The organism is Pseudomonas sp. GW823-FHT06E10, assembly GCF_058794995.1.
This window is the reverse complement of sequence record NZ_JBXAHJ010000001.1, coordinates 450264-468195: the sequence shown is the minus strand read 5'-3', so window position 1 is coordinate 468195 and position 17932 is coordinate 450264. Positions and strand designations below refer to the sequence as shown.

At 59.2% G+C, this 17932-nt stretch carries 12 protein-coding genes; 2 read left to right on the top strand and 10 right to left on the bottom strand.

Annotation, left to right across the window (positions count from 1 at the left end; translation table 11 throughout):
• Nucleotides 1-92 precede the first annotated feature (92 nt).
• Complete coding sequence (gene pdxR, locus AC1Q6Y_RS02155; protein ID WP_492623974.1) at nt 93-1646, top strand: MocR-like pyridoxine biosynthesis transcription factor PdxR; 1554 nt, start codon at nt 93-95, stop codon at nt 1644-1646.
• Nucleotides 1647-1681: 35 nt separating this feature from the next.
• On the opposite strand, the gene AC1Q6Y_RS02150 is transcribed toward pdxR, so the two are convergent.
• The 8 genes from AC1Q6Y_RS02150 to AC1Q6Y_RS02115 form a co-directional block, all read right to left on the bottom strand.
• Complete coding sequence (locus AC1Q6Y_RS02150; RefSeq protein WP_492623973.1) at nt 1682-2365, bottom strand: hypothetical protein; 684 nt, start codon at nt 2363-2365, stop codon at nt 1682-1684.
• Between the two features lie 27 nt (nt 2366-2392).
• On the bottom strand, nt 2393-6976 hold the full coding sequence (locus AC1Q6Y_RS02145) for a hypothetical protein (RefSeq protein WP_492623972.1): 4584 nt from the start codon (nt 6974-6976) through the stop codon (nt 2393-2395).
• A gap of 155 nt (nt 6977-7131) precedes the next feature.
• Nucleotides 7132-8232, bottom strand: a complete 1101-nt coding sequence (locus AC1Q6Y_RS02140; RefSeq protein ID WP_492623971.1) for a polyamine ABC transporter substrate-binding protein — start codon at nt 8230-8232, stop codon at nt 7132-7134.
• A gap of 11 nt (nt 8233-8243) precedes the next feature.
• A complete protein-coding gene (locus AC1Q6Y_RS02135) occupies nt 8244-9275 on the bottom strand; it encodes a histone deacetylase family protein (protein WP_492623970.1) in 1032 nt (343 codons plus the stop codon).
• A 269-nt stretch (nt 9276-9544) separates the two neighbouring features.
• On the bottom strand, nt 9545-10537 hold the full coding sequence (locus AC1Q6Y_RS02130) for an AraC family transcriptional regulator (protein WP_492623969.1): 993 nt from the start codon (nt 10535-10537) through the stop codon (nt 9545-9547).
• Between the two features lie 174 nt (nt 10538-10711).
• Nucleotides 10712-11716 carry an asparaginase gene (locus AC1Q6Y_RS02125; protein ID WP_492623968.1) on the bottom strand — a complete coding sequence of 335 codons (1005 nt, stop codon included), beginning with the start codon at nt 11714-11716 and terminating at the stop codon, nt 10712-10714.
• Nucleotides 11717-11883: 167 nt separating this feature from the next.
• Nucleotides 11884-13335, bottom strand: a complete 1452-nt coding sequence (locus AC1Q6Y_RS02120) for an alanine/glycine:cation symporter family protein (protein ID WP_090452195.1) — start codon at nt 13333-13335, stop codon at nt 11884-11886.
• A 501-nt stretch (nt 13336-13836) separates the two neighbouring features.
• Nucleotides 13837-15261, bottom strand: coding sequence for an aspartate ammonia-lyase (locus tag AC1Q6Y_RS02115; RefSeq protein ID WP_034152112.1), 1425 nt, complete (start codon nt 15259-15261; stop codon nt 13837-13839).
• A gap of 180 nt (nt 15262-15441) precedes the next feature.
• Here AC1Q6Y_RS02115 and AC1Q6Y_RS02110 point away from each other — a divergent pair, with 180 nt between their 5' ends.
• A complete protein-coding gene (locus AC1Q6Y_RS02110; RefSeq protein ID WP_057712714.1) occupies nt 15442-16353 on the top strand; it encodes a LysR substrate-binding domain-containing protein in 912 nt (303 codons plus the stop codon).
• A 63-nt stretch (nt 16354-16416) separates the two neighbouring features.
• Here the strand turns inward: AC1Q6Y_RS02110 and AC1Q6Y_RS02105 are convergent, their stop codons facing one another.
• Together AC1Q6Y_RS02105 and AC1Q6Y_RS02100 are read right to left on the bottom strand one after the other, a co-directional pair.
• On the bottom strand, nt 16417-16980 hold the full coding sequence (locus AC1Q6Y_RS02105; RefSeq protein ID WP_057712715.1) for a zinc metalloprotease: 564 nt from the start codon (nt 16978-16980) through the stop codon (nt 16417-16419).
• Nucleotides 16981-17046: 66 nt separating this feature from the next.
• Nucleotides 17047-17721, bottom strand: a complete 675-nt coding sequence (locus AC1Q6Y_RS02100; RefSeq protein WP_407515836.1) for a hypothetical protein — start codon at nt 17719-17721, stop codon at nt 17047-17049.
• Nucleotides 17722-17932 lie beyond the last annotated feature (211 nt).

Sequence of the window (17932 nt, the reverse complement as noted above, 5' to 3'; positions counted from 1 at the left end):
GGAGATATTTTCCTTGGCGAATGTCTGCATCCTAGGCAGGCTATTGGTCTGTTGTAAGAGCCATTAATGACCAATTTCATAGGTCCATTGTGATGACTAGCGAACCACTGTCCCTGACCTTCAACCCGGCAGGTATCGAACTTGATCGTCGCCAGGGGCTGAGTCGTCAGCTCTACCAGGCATTGCGCACGCGTGTGTTGGACGGGCGACTGGCCAGCGGTACGCGTCTGCCTGCCAGTCGTGATCTGGCAGCCGCGCTGGCGATTTCCCGTAACAGCGTGGTGCGCGCCTACGATCAGTTGTACGCCGAAGGGTTTATCGAAGGGCGGGTAGGCGATGGGACTTATGTCGCGCAACTGCCCCAGGCAACCGTGCCGGCAAAAAAACTATCCACAAAAGTATCCACAGGGTTTTCAACAGGGTTACCCACAACCTTATCCACAAATTGGCTCAATTTACCTGTGGATTCATCCAGCAAAGTTATCCACAGTGGTGCATTGACTCGCGTCGAAAAGAACCATTTACCCATGCCGCCCAGTGGTCCGCCCAAGGCTTTTCGGGTTGGTGTTCCGGCGTTCGATCTGTTTCCGTTCGAGGTCTGGGCCAAGCTGAATGCGGCTTTCTGGCGTAAACCGGATTTCCAGCAGCTGTGCTACGGCGACCCTGCAGGTGATGCGCGCTTGCGGGGGATGATCGCGGCGTATCTACGCAGCTCGCGGGGCATGCAGTGCACGTCTGAACAAATTGTGATCACCAGTGGCGCGCAACAGGGAATCAGCCTTTGTGCACAGCTGCTGGTGGAGCCGGGCGATGGGGTGGCGATCGAAAATCCTGGCTACCGCGCGGCGGGTCATGCCTTCGCCGTGGCCGGGGCGCGCTTGCACGGGGTAGCGGTGGATAGCGAGGGTATCGACTGCGGTGAGCTGGCGGGGCTCAGTGATTGCCGCCTGACCTATGTCACGCCGTCACATCAATACCCGACTGGCGTGGTGATGAGCCTCGCTCGCCGTCTGGAGTTGCTGGCTTGGGCCGAGCGCACTCAAGGCTGGATTGTCGAGGATGATTACGATGGCGAGTACCGCTACAGCGGTGCGCCATTGGCGCCTTTGGCGGCACTCGATCGTCACGGGCGAGTGTTGTATGTCGGCACGTTCGGCAAGGTCGCGTTTCCGGCGTTGCGCCTGGGTTATCTGGTGTTGCCAATGGGGCTGGTGGACGCGTTTTCCCAGCGTCGTGCCGTGGATGTGCGCCACTCCGAGGTCAGCACGCAGGCAGTCATGGCCGAGTTCATGGCGGCCGGACACTTCCAGCGGCATATCCGCCGCATGCGCCGTGCGGCACTGAGTCGGCGCAATACGCTGCTCAGTGGTTGGCCGCTGGATATCCCCGGCGTTGGCCCGTTGCCCACAGTCGCTGCCGGGCTGCACATGACCGTGTCAGTCGAAAGCGTGGCGCGCGAACAGGAACTGATCGAATTGGCGCGCAGTGTCGATGTCGAGATCAACGGTTTGAGCAGCTATTGGCTGCCGGAATCCACCACGCCCTTCGATCAACGCGCCGGGTTGGTACTGGGCTTTGCGGCGGTGCCCGAAAAGTCGGTCGAGGCGGCGCTGGAGCGATTGCGAGAGGCGTGGCGCGCTCGATGAAGCGGGCGGACCAGCAGTCCGCCCGCAGTCGTTCATCAGGGTTGAGTTTGGAGTTTGAGGAACAGATTCGGGTCGCTGATACGCCGCAATACGTAGTCGATTGGCGCCAGAGTCGTGAGTACCTGGCGGCGTTCGGTCGTGAACTGCTGCAGATGCGCTTCGGCGATTTTCAGGTGCGCCGCCGTGAACTGCTCCATCGGCGCATCAAGCGAATCGTAGTGAAAGTGCGCAAGCCGCAGAGGCTGATCCTTGTTGGTGGTGTCTAGCACCTGGTACTCCTGGAAATAATCCCTGCGTTTTTTGGTCTTGATTCGTCCCTGTTCGTTGCGGACGATACGGAGCTGGTCGTTGTCCAGCAGCCACTGCAAGTACGCCTGTCGGGGCTGTCGATCCTTGAGCAGGCTGGCGCGAATACCGATGCCTTGAGCGCGTAGCTGGACGGCGGCACCATTGAGCTCCGAGCTCGGACCAGCGCCTGGGTCAGCGACTCGAACTGTGTGGGCATGGCTACGAGCGTGCCGTCGCGGACCCGCCATTGAGGCGTGCCGATCATGGTTTGGTCGGGGGCCGATCTCGCGCTCGGGTTGCAGCACCTTCAGCGCTTGGCGCGGTAACAGCGCGGCGACGCTATCGACAGTGGGACCCCTGTTGGTCTGGTAACTCACTTGGCTCTTTTTTAGCAAGCCGGGGGTTTGGGTATTCTCTGGGTGGTCTGTCATCGTCATTTTCCTTTTTGACGTGGCGGCTTACGAAAAGAACAGTGAGCGCGCCAGTTGCGGGCTGATCGCGCTGCGATAGATGGCGATCACCTGGCTGCTGGAAGCGGAATTAAGGTCGCTCCCTCCGGCCATCATCCGTTGATCACGCAGTTTCAAATGGGCGGCGGTAAACGCCTCGACAGGCGTATCAGAAGCGGCGTAGTGAAAATGGGCGTACCACAACGGTTGCCCGGTGCCTCGCTCGCGAATTTCGTACTCCTGCAGGTAATCCTTGCGCGGGCCTTTGAGTCGGCGTCGTTCACCACTGCGCACGACATCGATTTCATTTTTGCTTGATAGCCATTCGATGCGGGCGGCCGTGGGCGGCTGTTGCTTGATCATCTGGACGCGAATCCGGTAGCCCTCGGCGTACAGTCGAACACGTGCCGTGTTCAAGGCCGCGCCCAGTGTTGTCGCAGCGACGGTCGTATTCGAAGCGGTCAGGGTTTGCTCGAGTGTCTTCGCGCTTTTGTCGATCTGTTCGGCTTTATGCTGGAACAACTCTTCGATTTCCACCGGGATGCGGCCGGCTTTTTTTGCGCTCGCTTCGGTTTTCTGGATGAAGCTTTCCACGCCATCGAGCAGCTCCTGACCCTGAGTGATTTGTGTGGCGAGGTCCGGTATTTGTACCGCAGGGCGGCGACGTCTGGGTTGCACGCGCTCAATCCAGACGCCGGGTGATTTTTCGTGAAAGGTGGCGATCACTTTGCCGGTCAAGGGCGATTTCACATCCAGCAGGACCGGCTCTCCCGATGCAGAGGGACGCACTTCGCCCACAACCGTACCCTTGAAGCGTGTCTTGACCACCCGTTTACGCGATGCCGATGCGGGCTTTGACGGACCGGGTCGGGGTTCTACCGGCCGTTGTTCGCGCAGCAGTTGCGCCAGATTGGCTTCGGTGTCCTGCTGGAATTCACTGATCCGTGTACGTACGTGTTTGAACGGTTGCTCCAGAACCGCGTCCTTGTGGGTGAGGCTGAAGTCTTCAAAGGCCTGGTCGATAGCGGCAAACTGTTCGAGCATGCCGTTGAGGCCTTCGATACGTTCGCCTGCCGCCCAGGCACTGTTTTGCAGCATCAGTTCTTGCGAGGTCTGTATGACCAGGTTGGTGGTATCGAGCAAGCGCTCGAATGCGCCCCGGGCGTCGATCAGCGCGGCACTGTTTCCTTCTTTCAAGCAGACGTCGCGAGCCAGCGAAACCTGGAGCGCCTTGAGATCGTTAACACTGAAAGCGGGCAGTTTTGCCCGGTAGGTACTGGCCACTTCAGCAGCATTTCTACCGAGTCGACTCAAGTCATGGAGCCGCGATTGGGCAAACTCTATTTTGCCGATCACACCCTCGGTCAGGTCGACCATTTTCCGGTAGGTTGCAGAATTACCGGTCCCGCCTGTCGTTTCCTCGGCATCGAGCAGCGCCAGGGTTTCCCTCAAGGTCTGCGTAAACGTTGCATTGTGCTGATCGAGCCACGTCTGGTTGAAGAACAATTGAGTGCCGAGCATCTCGACCATGGCGGTTCGGTAGTTGGGCACCGTTTCGAGCAGGTTCAGCGACTTCAACTGCTCGATAGGGGCGGCGTATTCTTGGGTACGGCGCTCGAGCTTCTCGAGGAACTGCGTTTGCGCGGCCGACAGTGCTTCGTCACCGACTGATTTTTTCATGGCGTTGTGGGCGTCCGTCAGCTCTGTACGTGCCCGCTCGCGTTCATTGTCAAACTCGGCCAGTTGCTTCTTGAGTTCGGCGATGCGTGCACGGTTTTGTTGCTTCAGTGCCTTGCGTCGGCTCGACAGACCGCCGCCGCGCAGGCGCAGGCGCGTGTCGACGAACCAGTCACCGCGTTGGTTGCTGATCAGTGCCGGACCGCTGCGCACGGGCTGCTGTCGAGAGTCGATGATCGACACTTCGCCCGTGTCCTCGACGGCCACCTCGAACCAGCGCTCGCCCACCGGCGCATAAAAGCTCTTTTCTTTTCGGTAGAGGTGGCGATAGACGCCGTTGCCACTATCGGGCGGTGTGAGCTGTTCGGGTGGAGTGACCTTGAACTGATCCAGGGTTTTTGTCAGGTCCAAGGCCGCATCGGTTGCCACTGTCTGGCGATGTTGCACAGGAGGGGGCTCGCTGACGATGTCGGGTAATTGCACGACGGTCACAGGTTGTCGGGCCGGTTTTTCCTGTTGCTCGATCGCTTTTGCAATGGGCTTTTCCTGGACCCTGCGCGCAGGCGGATTACGCGTACTGGCGTGATGGGCAAGCACCATGGCCAGGGTCAGCAACAGGTCGGTCATGGCGGATTTCTGCTGCTGATGGTCGCCACTGTCGGCAGCATCGAGGGTTTGCTGCAAGTCATCCAGCACTTGCCAGATCCAGGCGGCCGTCCCGACGGTTCGACCAAGAAAGGGCAGCGCCGCGTTGAGCAGCGTCCAGGCTGTACGCTTGAAAGTCGCCCAGCGATTTTGCGCGTTGGAAAGCGATTGCCGTTGCGCCAGTTCGACCAGCGCATTGACGTTGGCCTTGTACAGGACGGCCAGGTAATTGCCGCTGAGAACCCGCGAGCCGAGGGAAATCGGGCCGCTCATTTGCAGGGAGGTCAGCGGGTCGCCCAACAGTTGAGAAATGCTCCAGACCGAAGGTCGGTCACCGGTGAACACATAGTTGGCATAGTTGGCGCGGGCACCGTCCGGCAGCCAGGCGAGTACGGACTGGCGCAACGTCGGCGAGTGTTTGATGGTGTAGACCAGGTTGGCCGGCGTTGGATACTGGCTCAGCGGTTGTTCAAGCATTGGCCGGTAAAGCAGGCAAGGCCCCTTGTCCATCTGGCGGGGCCCGATCACGAACATGTTGGTCACTTCATCGGTGGCGCCACCGATGCGCCAGCCGGGCGCGAATGCCAGTGGGCGAATCACGATCTCCTGGCCATCCACCCAGCGATTGGCGTCGAGCACTTGCACCACGGCGGCGACATAGCGGTAACCGGTCTCGTCGATGCCGTGCTGCTTGCGAATCTTCAGCTGTAAGGCCAGCAGCGGTAACTCGACGCGCAAATGGCTGGTGAACAGGTTCTGACGCCGCAGGCTGTCCACGGGTTCGGCGAGCAGCTTGCTTTTGATCAGCGCCGGGTAGTGCTGGCCGATGTCGACGCGTGTAATCAGCTCCTCCAGATAGCTCACCGTCATCCACTGCGGCAGCGCGGCGGCGCTGGAACTGCGTACGAATTTGTTGCCTTGCGGCAGGGCAATCAGGTTTTGCAGCGCCAGGTCGACCAGGCTCAGGGTGGTGCGCTCAGGGTCCACCGTTGGCACAAAGCTGCCCCAGACCACCACGCTGTCGACCACGATTTCGATGTCCGCCAGGTTCAGATGTGCGGCATCGGCATGTTGCGCGAGCATGGCTTCGCGCAGTCGATCCAGCGCAAATTCGCGGATCGGTTTGAGCCCGTCCAGAAAGGACTTCCCGGCGTTCTGATTGCGCACCGTCACCAGATCCATCAGATGACGGCTGTAAGCGGTGAGATCGGTGGATGACGCATCGGCCATCCAGTCTGGCAGCGATTGCTCGACCTGATTGAATCGCGAGGATGACTGTTTGTCCGTCGGGTCGAGCTCGTTGGTCGTACGGCTGACGTGGGGCGCCAGGTCCGGGTTTGCCGCCGCGGGTTCGTTGGCCAGCGCACCGATTGCATCGGCCTGCAGGGCTATCAGGTTGCACGCCAGGCGGTCGAAATAATTGCCCGGCGGTTCGATCAGGCGCCAATGCAGGACATTTCCCGGTACTTGCCCATCGGTGTCCGCCAGCAACGACGCGCCCAGTTCCTGCAAGGAGTCAAACGCCTGGAAGCCACGGGTGATGGTGTGAGTGAGAACCAGGGTACGGCTACCCAGCGTCCCGATCAGTACCGCCGTGTCGACGATGTTAATGTGCGTCGAAGCCACGTCGCTTTGGCCGTCCAGGTCAATCAGGCAGGCGCGTGACTGATAAGGGTCATGCGCACGACGTGCGTTTTTGTCCGGGTAGGCGAAAAGCTTGCGGGCCATGGCGTGCTGGTCGCTGTCCCAGTCCGGGTTGGCTTCGATGTTCCACAGGTCGCGCAAGGATTTGGACAGTGCCTGCCAGCGTGGAGCCGATGCGCGGGTGAACTGGTTCCAGTAATCGACCTGCTGCTCTTGAAACGCGACAAACAGCAGCGGCGCCAACTCGTTGAGCAGACGCCCGATGGCATCGATGCTGACGGGCAGTTGCGCCGGTGTCTGCTCCTGGGGTTGCAGCGTGAGGTAGTGCTCGCCGTCGAGGTAGACCACGGGTGTTCGCGCTACGCCATGGCGCACCAGTGCGTCTGTCAGCGACTCGAAGTGCCTTGGCCCGGGCTCGACACTGCCATTGTGCAAGATCCAGGCCGGCGTCACCACCATGGCCAGGCGGGGATCGATTTGCAAATTCGGGTACAGCGCTTTCAGGGCTGGTTGCAGCGCATGTGTGGCGACTTCCCTGATCGAGGGGCCGGTTACCAATTGGGTGAGAAGGGCATCTTGATCAGAGGGGAGGCTGGTTTCAGACGAAGGGCTGGAGGTACTTGTCATGGTCACATCCTTTGTGAGGGTAGCAGGCACCGTGGAAGGTTCGGTGCGCGGTCCATTGCAAAGTAGCGACGGGTACCGCGGCGTTGGCGGTAAATAAATATCGCGGGCAAAAAAAGACCTGCGTAAATGCAGGTCCTAGTGACGGCAGGTGAGTCTCAAGTCCCGGACTTGATTTTGGTCCAGGCCCGGGTCCGCGCGCGCTCGGCATCGCGCGGCAGCGGTTGCAGAGTGTAGAGCGTACCCATCGCCGCATCGGTCGGGTACAGGTTCGGGTTGTTGCGGATTGCCGGGTCGACCAGTTCCGTGGCGTCCTTGTTCGGGTTCGGGTAACCGACAAAGTCACTGACCGGTGCAATCACCTGCGGCTGTAGCAGGTAGTTGATGAAGGTGTAGGCGTCTTCGGGGTTTTTCGCCCCCTTCGGAATCGCCAGCATGTCGAACCAGATCGGCGCGCCTTCCTTCGGCAAACGCATGTCGACGACCACCCCATTCTTGGCTTCCTTGGCGCGATTGGCGGCTTGCGAGAAGCTGCCGGAATAGCCGACTGCGACACAGATGTCACCGTTGGCAATGTCAGCCATGTACTTGGACGAGTGGAAGTAGGTGATGTACGGACGGATCTTCATCAGCAGTGCTTCAGCCTTGTCATAGTCCGCAGGCTTCTTGCTGTTGGGGTCCAGGCCGAGGTGTTGCAGGGCCAGCGGCAGGATCTCCGAGGGCGAGTCGAGCAGGGCGACACCGCACTGCTTGAGCTTGCTGATGTTTTCTTCCTTGAAGATCAGGTCCCAGCTGTCTACCGGCGCGTCGGCGCCCAGGGCTGCCTTGACCTTGTCCGGGTTGAAGCCGATCAGGATGGTCCCGTACATGTAAGGCACGGCGAACTTGTTGCTCGGGTCGTTGGCTTCGATCAGCTTCATCAGCTTGGGATCGAGGTGGTTCCAGTTCGGCAGCTTGCTGCGGTCCAGGGGCTGGAATACGCCGGCTTCGATTTGCTTGGCAAGGAACACGTTGGACGGCACCACCACGTCGTAGCCGGAGTTGCCGGTCAGCAGCTTGGCTTCCAGTGCTTCGTTGGTGTCGAAGATGTCGTAGACCAGTTTGGTCTGGGCGTTCTGGGCCTTGAAGTCTTCCAGGGCCTTGGGAGTGATGTAGTCGAACCAGTTGTAGACGCGCAGGGTTCGCTCTTCAGCGTGGGCGGCGCCACTGAGCACCGTGGCGCACAGCGCGGGAGCGATAAAGCGCTTGAGTCTGTTCATTGTTGTTTTCCTCACTGAGCGCTTTCAAAGCCTTCGAGTACGTTCACGGCGTTGATGCCGATTTCTTCCACCGCATAACCGCCTTCCATCACGAACAGCGTTGGCTTGCCGAGGCCGGCGATGCGCTTGCCCATGGCCAGATAGTCCGGGCTGTCGAGTTTGAATTGCGAGATCGGATCGTCCTTGAAGGTGTCGACGCCCAGGGACACGACGATGATGTCGGCACCGTAGTTGTCGATCTCTTTGCAGGCCTGCTCCAGCGCCGCACTCCAGGTGTCCCAGCCCGAGCCAGCGGCCAGCGGATAGTTGAAGTTGAAGCCTTCGCCGGCGCCTTCGCCCAGCTCGTCTTCATAGCCGAGGAAGAACGGAAACTCGGCTTCCGGGTGACCGTGGATCGAGGTGAACAGCACATCGCTTCGCTCGTAGAAAATCGACTGGGTGCCGTTGCCGTGGTGGTAATCGACGTCGAGGATCGCGACTTTTTTGTGGCCCTGATCGAGGAACGCCTGGGCAGCGATGGCGGCGTTGTTGAGGTAGCAATAACCACCCATCAAATCGCTGGCGGCGTGGTGTCCCGGTGGACGGCACAGGGCGAAAGCAGAACGGGCGCCGCGCTGGATTTCAGCTTGGGCGGTGAGCGCGACTTGTGCTGCACTGTACGCCGCTTGCCAGGTGCCGGCGGTGATCGGGGCGCCGCCGTCGAAGCTGTAATAGCCGAGTTGGCCGTGCAGGCTGGTCGGTTTGATCGCACGCAAGGTGCGTGCAGGCCAGGTGTAGGGCAGCAGGTCACCGTCGGTGTTGAACTCGGTCCAGCGTGCCCAGGCACCTTTGAAGAAGTCGAGGTAGTCGCGGCTGTGAATGCGCGCGATGGGCTCAAGACCGAAATCCTTTGGCGCTTCGACTGGGCCAAGGTTTTGGTTCTGCACGCGTTGCAGCACATGATCGGCGCGCGATGGCATCTCGAAGCACGGCTTGAGCTGGCCGTCGATGAGTTCGCAGCGGCCATGGTGCAGGTGGTGATCGTCAGAGTAGATCGTCAGCATTTGTTGTTCTCCGCAGGGCTGATTCGGTTGCCCCCAGTGTTGCGGCGCACGGCGAATCGGAGAACGGCAGGAAAGGCCAAAAGGGGATCAATACGGCCAAAACATTTGACCGAAATTCGCCCCTTGATAATGCGGAGCTCTCGCGGCTGCCATCGCGAGCAAGCTCGCTCCCACAGGTAAGCCTAAGTGCCCGCGATTTTTTTGTAAGACGCATACCCCTTGTGGGAGCGAGCTTGCTCGCGATGGCGGCAGATCGGTCACTACAGCCCTCAGGGCCGGAACTGACTCGGCGCTACACCACTCCAGCGCACAAAGGCATGGCGAAAACTCGCGGTCTCGCTGAAGCCCAACGCTTCGGCAATCTGATAGATCGGCAATTGATCCTCGCAAAGCATCTGCTTGGCCTGCTCGAAGCGCAGTTCGTCGAGCAGCTCCTGGTAGCTGCAACCCATGTCCTTGAGATGCCGGCGCAAGGTCCGCGCCGAACAGTTCATTTGCTCGGCCAGCCCCTCCAGCCCGGGCGCGGCATTCAGTTGCGCGCTGAGCAATTGGCGGATCCGTCCCAACCAGGCCTGTCGCCCGGTGAACTCGATGTTCTGTTTGCGGCAGCGTTCGGCCATGGCTTGATGGGTGATGACATCGGCCAGCGGCAATGGTTGGTCGAGCCAGCGCTTGTCGAAAGCGAAGGCGTTGTTGCGTGCTCCGAAGTGCACTGGGCAGTTGAAGTGTTCGGCGTAGGTTGCTTCGTAGTCGGGCGCGGCATGTTCGAAGCGTGCGCCGAGCAAGGGCAGGGGATGGCCGAGCAGGTCGTCGCAGGTGACTTTCAGCGACACCAGGCAGAACTCGGCATTGAACACCGCCATGGCGGGGCTCTCGCGGTAATCGGCGGCGGCGAACCAGATGCGCTCGCCATCGTCTTCAAGGCTCAGTTCGAAAAGTGTTCCCAGCAGCGCCGGATAGCGCATCGCCAGACGCAAAGCGTCACCGAAGGTGGCACTGGTGAGCAGGGCGTAACCGAGCATGCCGTAGCAGGAGACGTGCATCCGCCGGCCCAGTTCCAGGCCGATGTCACGCTTGAGCGCGACGGCGTTGGCACAGACCTGCATTTCCTGATTGGTGGTGATGCGCGTGTCGGCACGGTTCAGATCCGCCGCACTGATGCCGCTTCCGGCCAGCAGTGCTTCGCTGGACAAGCCCTGTGCCTTGAAGGTATCGAGTACCAGGGAGACGGCATTGAGGGTGGTGAGGTGGGAGTGGAGCATAAGGACTTCCAGCCTTGGGATAGCTGGAACACAGCAAGTTATATGCCGAGCGCTGGAAACTGTAGGAGCGAGCCCGCTCGCGAAAAGCCTGAGAGCGCCGCGGGGTGTCAGGCTCCCGGCGTTATCGTTAACGACCATCGCGAGCGAGCTCGCTCCTACACGTGGTGTGGTGTGTCAGTTCAATTCGCCGCAGAGGTCGAGTTCAACGAGACGGCGAACCTCGGCCGCTTCGAGTCCGGCTCCCAGCAAGCCATGCAACTTGCCAAACGCCGCCTCACGGGTCATGCCGCCACCGGACAGCACGCCAACGCCACGCAGGCGGCTGCCTGCCTCATACACGTCGAGCTTCACGCCACCTTCATGGCATTGGGTAACGGCAACCACCACCACGCCGTTGTCCCGTGCACGGCCGAGGCTGGCGAGGAACTCTGGATTGTCGCTCGGCCCGGTGCCGCTGCCGTAGCACTCCAGCACCAGACCTTGAATGCCGCTGTCGAGCAAACCATCCAGCACCTCGGCGCTAATGCCGGGAAACAGCGGCAATACCGCGACCTTCGCCAATTGCTTCGGCTGGTTGTAGTTCAGTTGTGCCGGAATCGAGGCCGCTTTCACACCGCCGCCCTGACGCACCAGTCGCTTGAAGGGATGACGGCCAAAACTGCGCACCTTGGCGCAACGGGTCGGGTCCAGCAGTTCGCCATGGAAGTACAGATGCACGCCCGGCGCCAGGCCTTGGCCCATCGCAACCAGCGCGCCGCCGAGGTTTTCCCAGGCGTCGCTGTCCGTTACACCTGCCGGCAGCATCGAGCCGGTGAAACACACGCGGGCATGCAGGCCGAGCAACTGGAAACTCATCGCGGCCGCGCTGTAGGCCAGGGTGTCGGTGCCATGCAGGATCAGCACGCTGTCGCAGCCCTGAACATCCACCGCATCGACCACCGCTTCACGCAACTGCTGCCAGTACGTCGGGGTCATGTTGGCACTGTCGATCAGCGGCGACATTTCACGGAAACGCCATTGCGGTACCACCAGTTCAGGCTGGCTGTGCAGATAGTCGCGCATCCGCGCTTCGAAACCGGACGCCGGGGCCAGGCCGTTGGCGCTCGCCTGCATGCCGATGGTACCACCGGTGTAGAGCACCATGACGTGCTGGGCGGCGGGGTAGGTCGACGAATTCATGAAGATTCTCCGAAAGGAAGAGTTCCTGTGGGAGCGAGCTTGCTCGCGATAGCGGTATGTCAGACATCGCTATGTTGACTGACAGTGCGCCATCGCGAGCAAGCTCGCTCCCACAGTTTTTCGAACTTTAACTGACGGGCGCACGCGATGCGCCCGTCATTTACCTGTCAGCGTTGCGCTGCGGGTACGCCTTGCGGCTCAACTTCAGTCTTGCCGACAGCGGCAGGCGGGTTGGCCGGCCACGCCTGGCGATCCAGATCCAGATCCGGGAACTTGGCGGAGTCGAACACCGGAGTCTTGATCCCGGCGGCGCGTTGGTCATCGTAGTCACGCAGGATGCGCATGCCGACCTTGAACAGCAAGAAGAGCGCGATCAGGTTGACGAACGCGAGCATGGTCATGGTGATGTCGGCGAAAGCGAACACGGTGCCGAGGTTTTCGATGGCGCCCCAGAAAATCAGCACCAGTACCAGCGCGCGATAGCCCATCAGCGCTTTGCGGTTTTCACCAATCAAAAAGCGCAGGTTGTTCTCACCCAGGTAGTAGTTGTAGAGGATCGAGGTGAACACGAACAACGCCAGGGCTACGGAGATGAACATCCGGCCCCAGTCACCGACCACGGCGGCCAGCGAGTTCTGGGTCAGGGCAATGCCGTCGCCTTCGAAGCCTGGGGTGTAGAAACCGGAGAGCAGAATCAGCAACGCGGTGCAGGTGCAGATCACGAAGGTATCGAGGAACACGCTGAACGCCTGGACCACGCCTTGCGCCACCGGGTGTTCGACCGCTGCAACCGCCGCCACGTTAGGTGCACTGCCCAGACCTGCTTCGTTGGCGAACACGCCACGCTTCACGCCCATGATAATGGCGCTGCCGATCAGGCCACCGAAAGCCTGGTCCAGACCGAAGGCGCTCTTGACGATGGTCATCAGCATGTCCGGCACCTGGTCGAACTGCAGCACGATCACGTAGATGGTCACGCCGATGTACGCCAGGGTTTTCACCGGCACCAACAGGTCGGCGACCTTGGCGATGCGCTTGATCCCGCCGATGAACACCAGGCCCAGCAGCACGGCCAGGCCGATGCCGGTGTAAGTGGTGTCGAGGCCGAACGCGTTGTTCAGCGAGTGCGTCACAGCGTGAGCTTGCAGGCCGTTGAAGGCGAAGCCGAACGTCACCAGCAACAGGAACGCCATCAGCATGCCCAACCAGCGTTTTTGCAAACCGTGCTGGATGTAATAGGACGGGCCACCGCGGAACTGGCCTTCGGAATCGCAGCGCTTGTAGAGCTGGCCGAGGGAGCATTCGAAGAAGCTGCTGGACATGCCGACCAGCGCGGTCACCCACATCCAGAACACCGCGCCTGGGCCACCGAGGGTCACGGCAATGCCGACACCGGCGATGTTGCCCGCACCGACGCGGCCGGCGAGGCTGAGCATCAGGGCCTGGAACGAGCTCAGTTGCCCGGCGCTGCTTTTGAGGCTGTCGCGGAACACCGCGAACATATGGAAGAAGTGACGCAATTGAACGAAACGCGAGCGGATCGTGAAGTAGCTACCGAGCCCGACAATGAGCACGATCAGTACTTTCCCTGAGAGGAAGTCGTTAATGACTTCGAGCATGGATTATTCCTCGCTGTTTTTTGTGTAGGCAACAATGCTGGCCGGACAGACACATCGAGTTACACCCCTTGGCGCACGGCACAATGGGCGGTACGAAGTTCGTCCCGGTTTCATATCGCGGGTTTGTTATTAGTTCGGGTTTCGCATGGGTTGTGGCCTCGCTACCGACGACCGCTCATGCGAAGAGGGGCGGCACTATACCGATGACAGTGCCGTCCGTCTGCACGGTTGTGGTGCGTGCGGTGAAACGAAGCCTTTGAAACACCTGACATTTTTGCTGTCAGGCTCTTGTGGGAGCGAGCCTGCTCGCGATGCAGGCGCCACGGTTTTACAGCTGCACCGCGTCATCGTTCATCGCGAGCAGGCTCGCTCCCACAGTAGACGTGTGTCCTTTCAAACAGTTAAAAAAAAGGGCCTGGGGACTAAATCCCCAAGCCCTCAAAAGGTGAGAGGTGTCTAGTCCCTCGACCTGGTGAGCGGTGCTACAAGTAACGCGTCGGGTTATGCCTTCAGAGGCACCAGACGCGGCGCAATCATGTTTTCCGGGCGCAGGATGTCGGCGAGCATGGCTTCGTCGAGCAGACCTTCTTCGCGCACCAGTTCCAGCACGCCACGGCCGCTTTCAAGGGCGAGGCCGGCGATGCGGGTGGCATTTTTGTAGCCGATGTACGGGTTCAGCGCGGTGACCAGGCCGATCGAGTGCTCGACCAGTTCACGGCAGCGTGCTTCGTTGGCGGTGATGCCGACGATGCAGTGCTCGCGCAGCATGTCCATGGCGCGTTGCAGCAGGCGGATCGAGTCGAAGATCTTGAAGGCGATCAGCGGCTCCATCACGTTCAGCTGCAGTTGGCCGCCTTCGGCTGCCATGGTCAGTGCCAAGTCGTTACCGATGACCTGGAACGCTACCTGGTTCACAGCTTCCGGGATGACCGGGTTGACCTTGCCGGGCATGATCGAGCTGCCTGGCTGACGCGCCGGCAGGTTGATTTCGTTGATGCCGGTGCGTGGGCCGCTGGACAGCAGGCGCAGGTCGTTACAGATCTTCGACAGCTTGACCGCGGTGCGCTTGAGCATGCCGGAGAACAGCACGAAGGCGCCCATGTCGGAAGTCGCTTCGATCAGGTCGGCCGCTGGCACCAGCGGTTGACCGCTGATCAGTGCCAGGCGCTGTACCGCCAGTGCTTGATAACGTGGGTCGGCGTTGATGCCGGTACCGATCGCGGTGCCGCCCAGGTTCACTTCAGTCAGCAGTTCCGGGGCCAGCGTCTTCAGACGGGCCAGGTCTTCGCCCATGGTGGTGGCGAAGGCACGGAATTCCTGGCCGAGGGTCATTGGCACGGCGTCTTGCAGTTGAGTACGGCCCATTTTCAGGACGTGATCGAATTCTTTGCCCTTGGCCGCAAACGCCTGAATCAGGCTGTCGAGGCTGGCCAGCAGGGTGTCGTGACCGAGCAGCAGACCCAGGCGGATCGCCGTTGGGTAAGCGTCGTTGGTCGACTGCGCCATGTTGACGTCGTCGTTCGGGTGCAGGTACTGGTACTCGCCTTTCTGGTGACCCATTGCTTCCAGAGCAACGTTGGCGATCACTTCGTTGGCGTTCATGTTGGTGGAGGTACCGGCGCCACCTTGAATCATGTCGACCACGAACTCTTCGTGGAAATCACCGCGGATCAATCGGGCACAGGCTTCGCTGATGGCGGCGTGCTTGGCTTCGCTCAGGTGACCCAACTCACGGTTGGCGTCAGCAGCGGCCTGTTTAACCATGGCCAGACCGACAACCAGTTTCGGGTAGTGCGAAATCGGAACGCCCGAAAGGCGGAAGTTATTCACCGCTCGCAGGGTCTGGATACCGTAATACGCTTGAGCCGGTACTTCGAGGGCGCCAAGCAGGTCATTTTCTGTGCGGAATGATGCAGCGGAGGACATGATAGAAATCATCTCAATATGGACCCGGTCTGTGCCGGAACGCTGTGAATGCTAGGCTTGTGCAGAATTTTGGGCCAATGCTGTTAAGCACTAGCCTATGCACATTCGGCATAATGCCCGTGTGACGCCGGCTTGACGGCGAACGTGTGACCTAAATTGGTGCGTGTCCGGGAGGACGTGATGAATCTGGAAAGCAAATGGCTGGAGGACTTCAGTGCCCTGGCCGCCACCCGCAGTTTCTCCCAGGCCGCCGAGCGGCGTTTTGTGACGCAGCCGGCGTTCAGTCGGCGAATCCGCAGCCTTGAAGCCGCGTTGGGGCTGACCCTGGTCAACCGTTCGCGCACGCCGGTGGAGCTGACGGCGGCAGGGCAATTGTTTCTGGTCACCGCGCGCACCGTGGTCGAACAGCTGGGCGAAGTATTGCGCCATCTGCATCACTTGGAGGGCGGGCAGGGCGAAGTGATGCAGGTCGCTGCCGCGCACTCCCTGGCGCTCGGTTTCTTTCCGCGCTGGATCGCGCAGTTGCGCAACGAAGGTTTGAACATCGCCACGCGACTGGTGGCGACCAACGTCGGTGATGCCGTGCATGCCTTGCGCGAAGGCGGCTGCGATCTGATGCTGGCGTTCTACGACCCGGATGCGGCAATGCAGATGGACCCCGAAATCTTCCCCTCGCTACACCTTGGCCACACCGAGATGCTGCCGGTCTGCGCGGCAGACGCCGATGGCAAGCCGCTGTTCGATCTGGAAGGCGAGGGCAGCGTGCCGCTGTTGGCCTACAGCGCCGGTGCGTTCCTCGGTCGTTCGGTGAACATGTTGCTGCGCCAACGGGCGCTGCGCTTCACCACCATCTACGAAACTGCGATGGCCGACAGCCTGAAAAGCATGGCTCTTGAAGGCCTGGGCATTGCCTGGGTGCCACAACTGAGCGTGCGTGCCGAACTGGCGCGCGGTGAACTGGTGGTCTGCGGAGGGCCGCAATGGCATGTGCCGCTGGAAATTCGTCTCTACCGCTGCGCCCTTGTGCGCAAGGCCAATGTGCGGTTGTTGTGGCGCAAACTGGAAGGTGGAGCGGCGGGTTCTGCTTCCTGAGGGCGAAGCGTGATCAAGGCCAATCGAGTTGGCCTTGATCTGTCGAAAACGGCGTCAATCAGCTCATGGGAACTGAATGAGGTAATTGCGAATGTTCTCTTCGTTTTTCTTGCTGAAGGTAAAAGCTGACTTGCGTGCAGTTTTGTACATTATCGATTTGTAGGTTCCGTAGTAGGTCGAAACGTTTTCATCGCTGTCTTCATGAGCAGCGTTAAGCATATGCCCAACCTCATGGGATGCAGTTAATTTCGATGTAATCGAGGCAATACCCATCACACCCGGTTGTTGAGCAACACCCAGCGTAGTTTTATTGATGTCGTCGCGCGTTAATAGCAAATACAAATCGATGGAGGCATCGTAAGTGGTGCGATCTTGATTTCCCAGATGGGTAAGAAGAGCATCCTGGAATTTATCCATCAAGCGCTCAATATTATCCGACTTATAGTTGAAGCTGCTTAATGTTAAGGCGTCTGAAGGTTGTATTAAATTAACGTCCATTGTGCGGCCTGAGATTCGGGAGACCGTATCTGCCAGCCAGTCGAAATAATCTTGGTGGAGCAAGTCTTCGTTAATGCCTTTCAGATCTTCGTGCAGGAAGACGTTAAGCTTGATCGGTCGTTTTGACATAATATAATCCATTGGTTTTTCAAGTCATAAATGGCTCGAGTTGAAATTTGGGGGGGCGTTGAAGTTTCAATACAGGCTGTCTACATAGTCCTTGATGCGCTTTCGATTTGCATCGCTAAATACCATGCAATTCGACCTGAGCTGCAGGGGTGGGAGCATGAAGGTTTCGCACCACCAACCGTTATACAAAACTTCGCCATCTTCATGATCGCCGTTGAAGGTGTGCCCCAGTTCATGGCCGACCCCTTGCTTGAAATCAAGAGACGCAATGGCGGCTCTTCCCGGTTGTGCATCCGCGATACCTCCAACGCCTCCGAATAAGGGATGGCCGTTAATCATATCGTTAGTGATCAAAAGCACTCTGTCGTTGCGAGATATTCGAAATTCCTTATCATCATTTCTTTTCTTTCTGTATTGCCAGGCAAGCTCTCTCCATTCCTTTATTACTTTCTCCCGGTCGGAACTTCTGTATTTGAAGTTACTGTATGGGGCTATGTGTTCATCAAAAACCACATGGGCCTTGCGGCCGGTGATGCTTTGAAACTCTTCAATGAAAGGATGAATGTAATCACCATGTATGCTGTCTCTTTTCGACTTCGGTATGTCGTCATGGAAGATGAAATAAATCCGAATTGGATCGAGATGGTCATCTTTCAATGGCGGGCTGTCGTTAGCGTGAATATTGAGGCTCAAAAGTAATGCAGCTATAAAAGTCATGAATTTCATCAACGGGTTTTGCATTTCGATATCTCATTGTGAATCCGCCTTCAAACTATGTGAGGGGATTTGACGTATCTATAAATAGGTTGGGGCGATTATTAAAAATAACTGTCGTGCAGTTATATATCATCCGGCGCATGGGTTTGCTTTTGATAGTGTTTTAAATAGTATTGCGCAGGGCAGTGATCGAAGTTTATTGGTTTGAAGTTGTTAGTGATCTTCGAGGCTTCAT

What these genes read in the sequence shown, in the direction of transcription:
- pdxR (WP_492623974.1), top strand. Translation starts at nt 93, where the DNA reads ATGACTAGCGAACCACTGTCCCTGACCTTCAACCCGGCAGGTATCGAA.
- AC1Q6Y_RS02150 (WP_492623973.1), bottom strand. Translation starts at nt 2,365, where the DNA reads ATGACAGACCACCCAGAGAATACCCAAACCCCCGGCTTGCTAAAAAAG.
- AC1Q6Y_RS02145 (WP_492623972.1), bottom strand. Translation starts at nt 6,976, where the DNA reads ATGACAAGTACCTCCAGCCCTTCGTCTGAAACCAGCCTCCCCTCTGAT.
- AC1Q6Y_RS02140 (WP_492623971.1), bottom strand. Translation starts at nt 8,232, where the DNA reads ATGAACAGACTCAAGCGCTTTATCGCTCCCGCGCTGTGCGCCACGGTG.
- AC1Q6Y_RS02135 (WP_492623970.1), bottom strand. Translation starts at nt 9,275, where the DNA reads ATGCTGACGATCTACTCTGACGATCACCACCTGCACCATGGCCGCTGC.
- AC1Q6Y_RS02130 (WP_492623969.1), bottom strand. Translation starts at nt 10,537, where the DNA reads ATGCTCCACTCCCACCTCACCACCCTCAATGCCGTCTCCCTGGTACTC.
- AC1Q6Y_RS02125 (WP_492623968.1), bottom strand. Translation starts at nt 11,716, where the DNA reads ATGAATTCGTCGACCTACCCCGCCGCCCAGCACGTCATGGTGCTCTAC.
- AC1Q6Y_RS02120 (WP_090452195.1), bottom strand. Translation starts at nt 13,335, where the DNA reads ATGCTCGAAGTCATTAACGACTTCCTCTCAGGGAAAGTACTGATCGTG.
- AC1Q6Y_RS02115 (WP_034152112.1), bottom strand. Translation starts at nt 15,261, where the DNA reads ATGTCCTCCGCTGCATCATTCCGCACAGAAAATGACCTGCTTGGCGCC.
- AC1Q6Y_RS02110 (WP_057712714.1), top strand. Translation starts at nt 15,442, where the DNA reads ATGAATCTGGAAAGCAAATGGCTGGAGGACTTCAGTGCCCTGGCCGCC.
- AC1Q6Y_RS02105 (WP_057712715.1), bottom strand. Translation starts at nt 16,980, where the DNA reads ATGTCAAAACGACCGATCAAGCTTAACGTCTTCCTGCACGAAGATCTG.
- AC1Q6Y_RS02100 (WP_407515836.1), bottom strand. Translation starts at nt 17,721, where the DNA reads ATGCAAAACCCGTTGATGAAATTCATGACTTTTATAGCTGCATTACTT.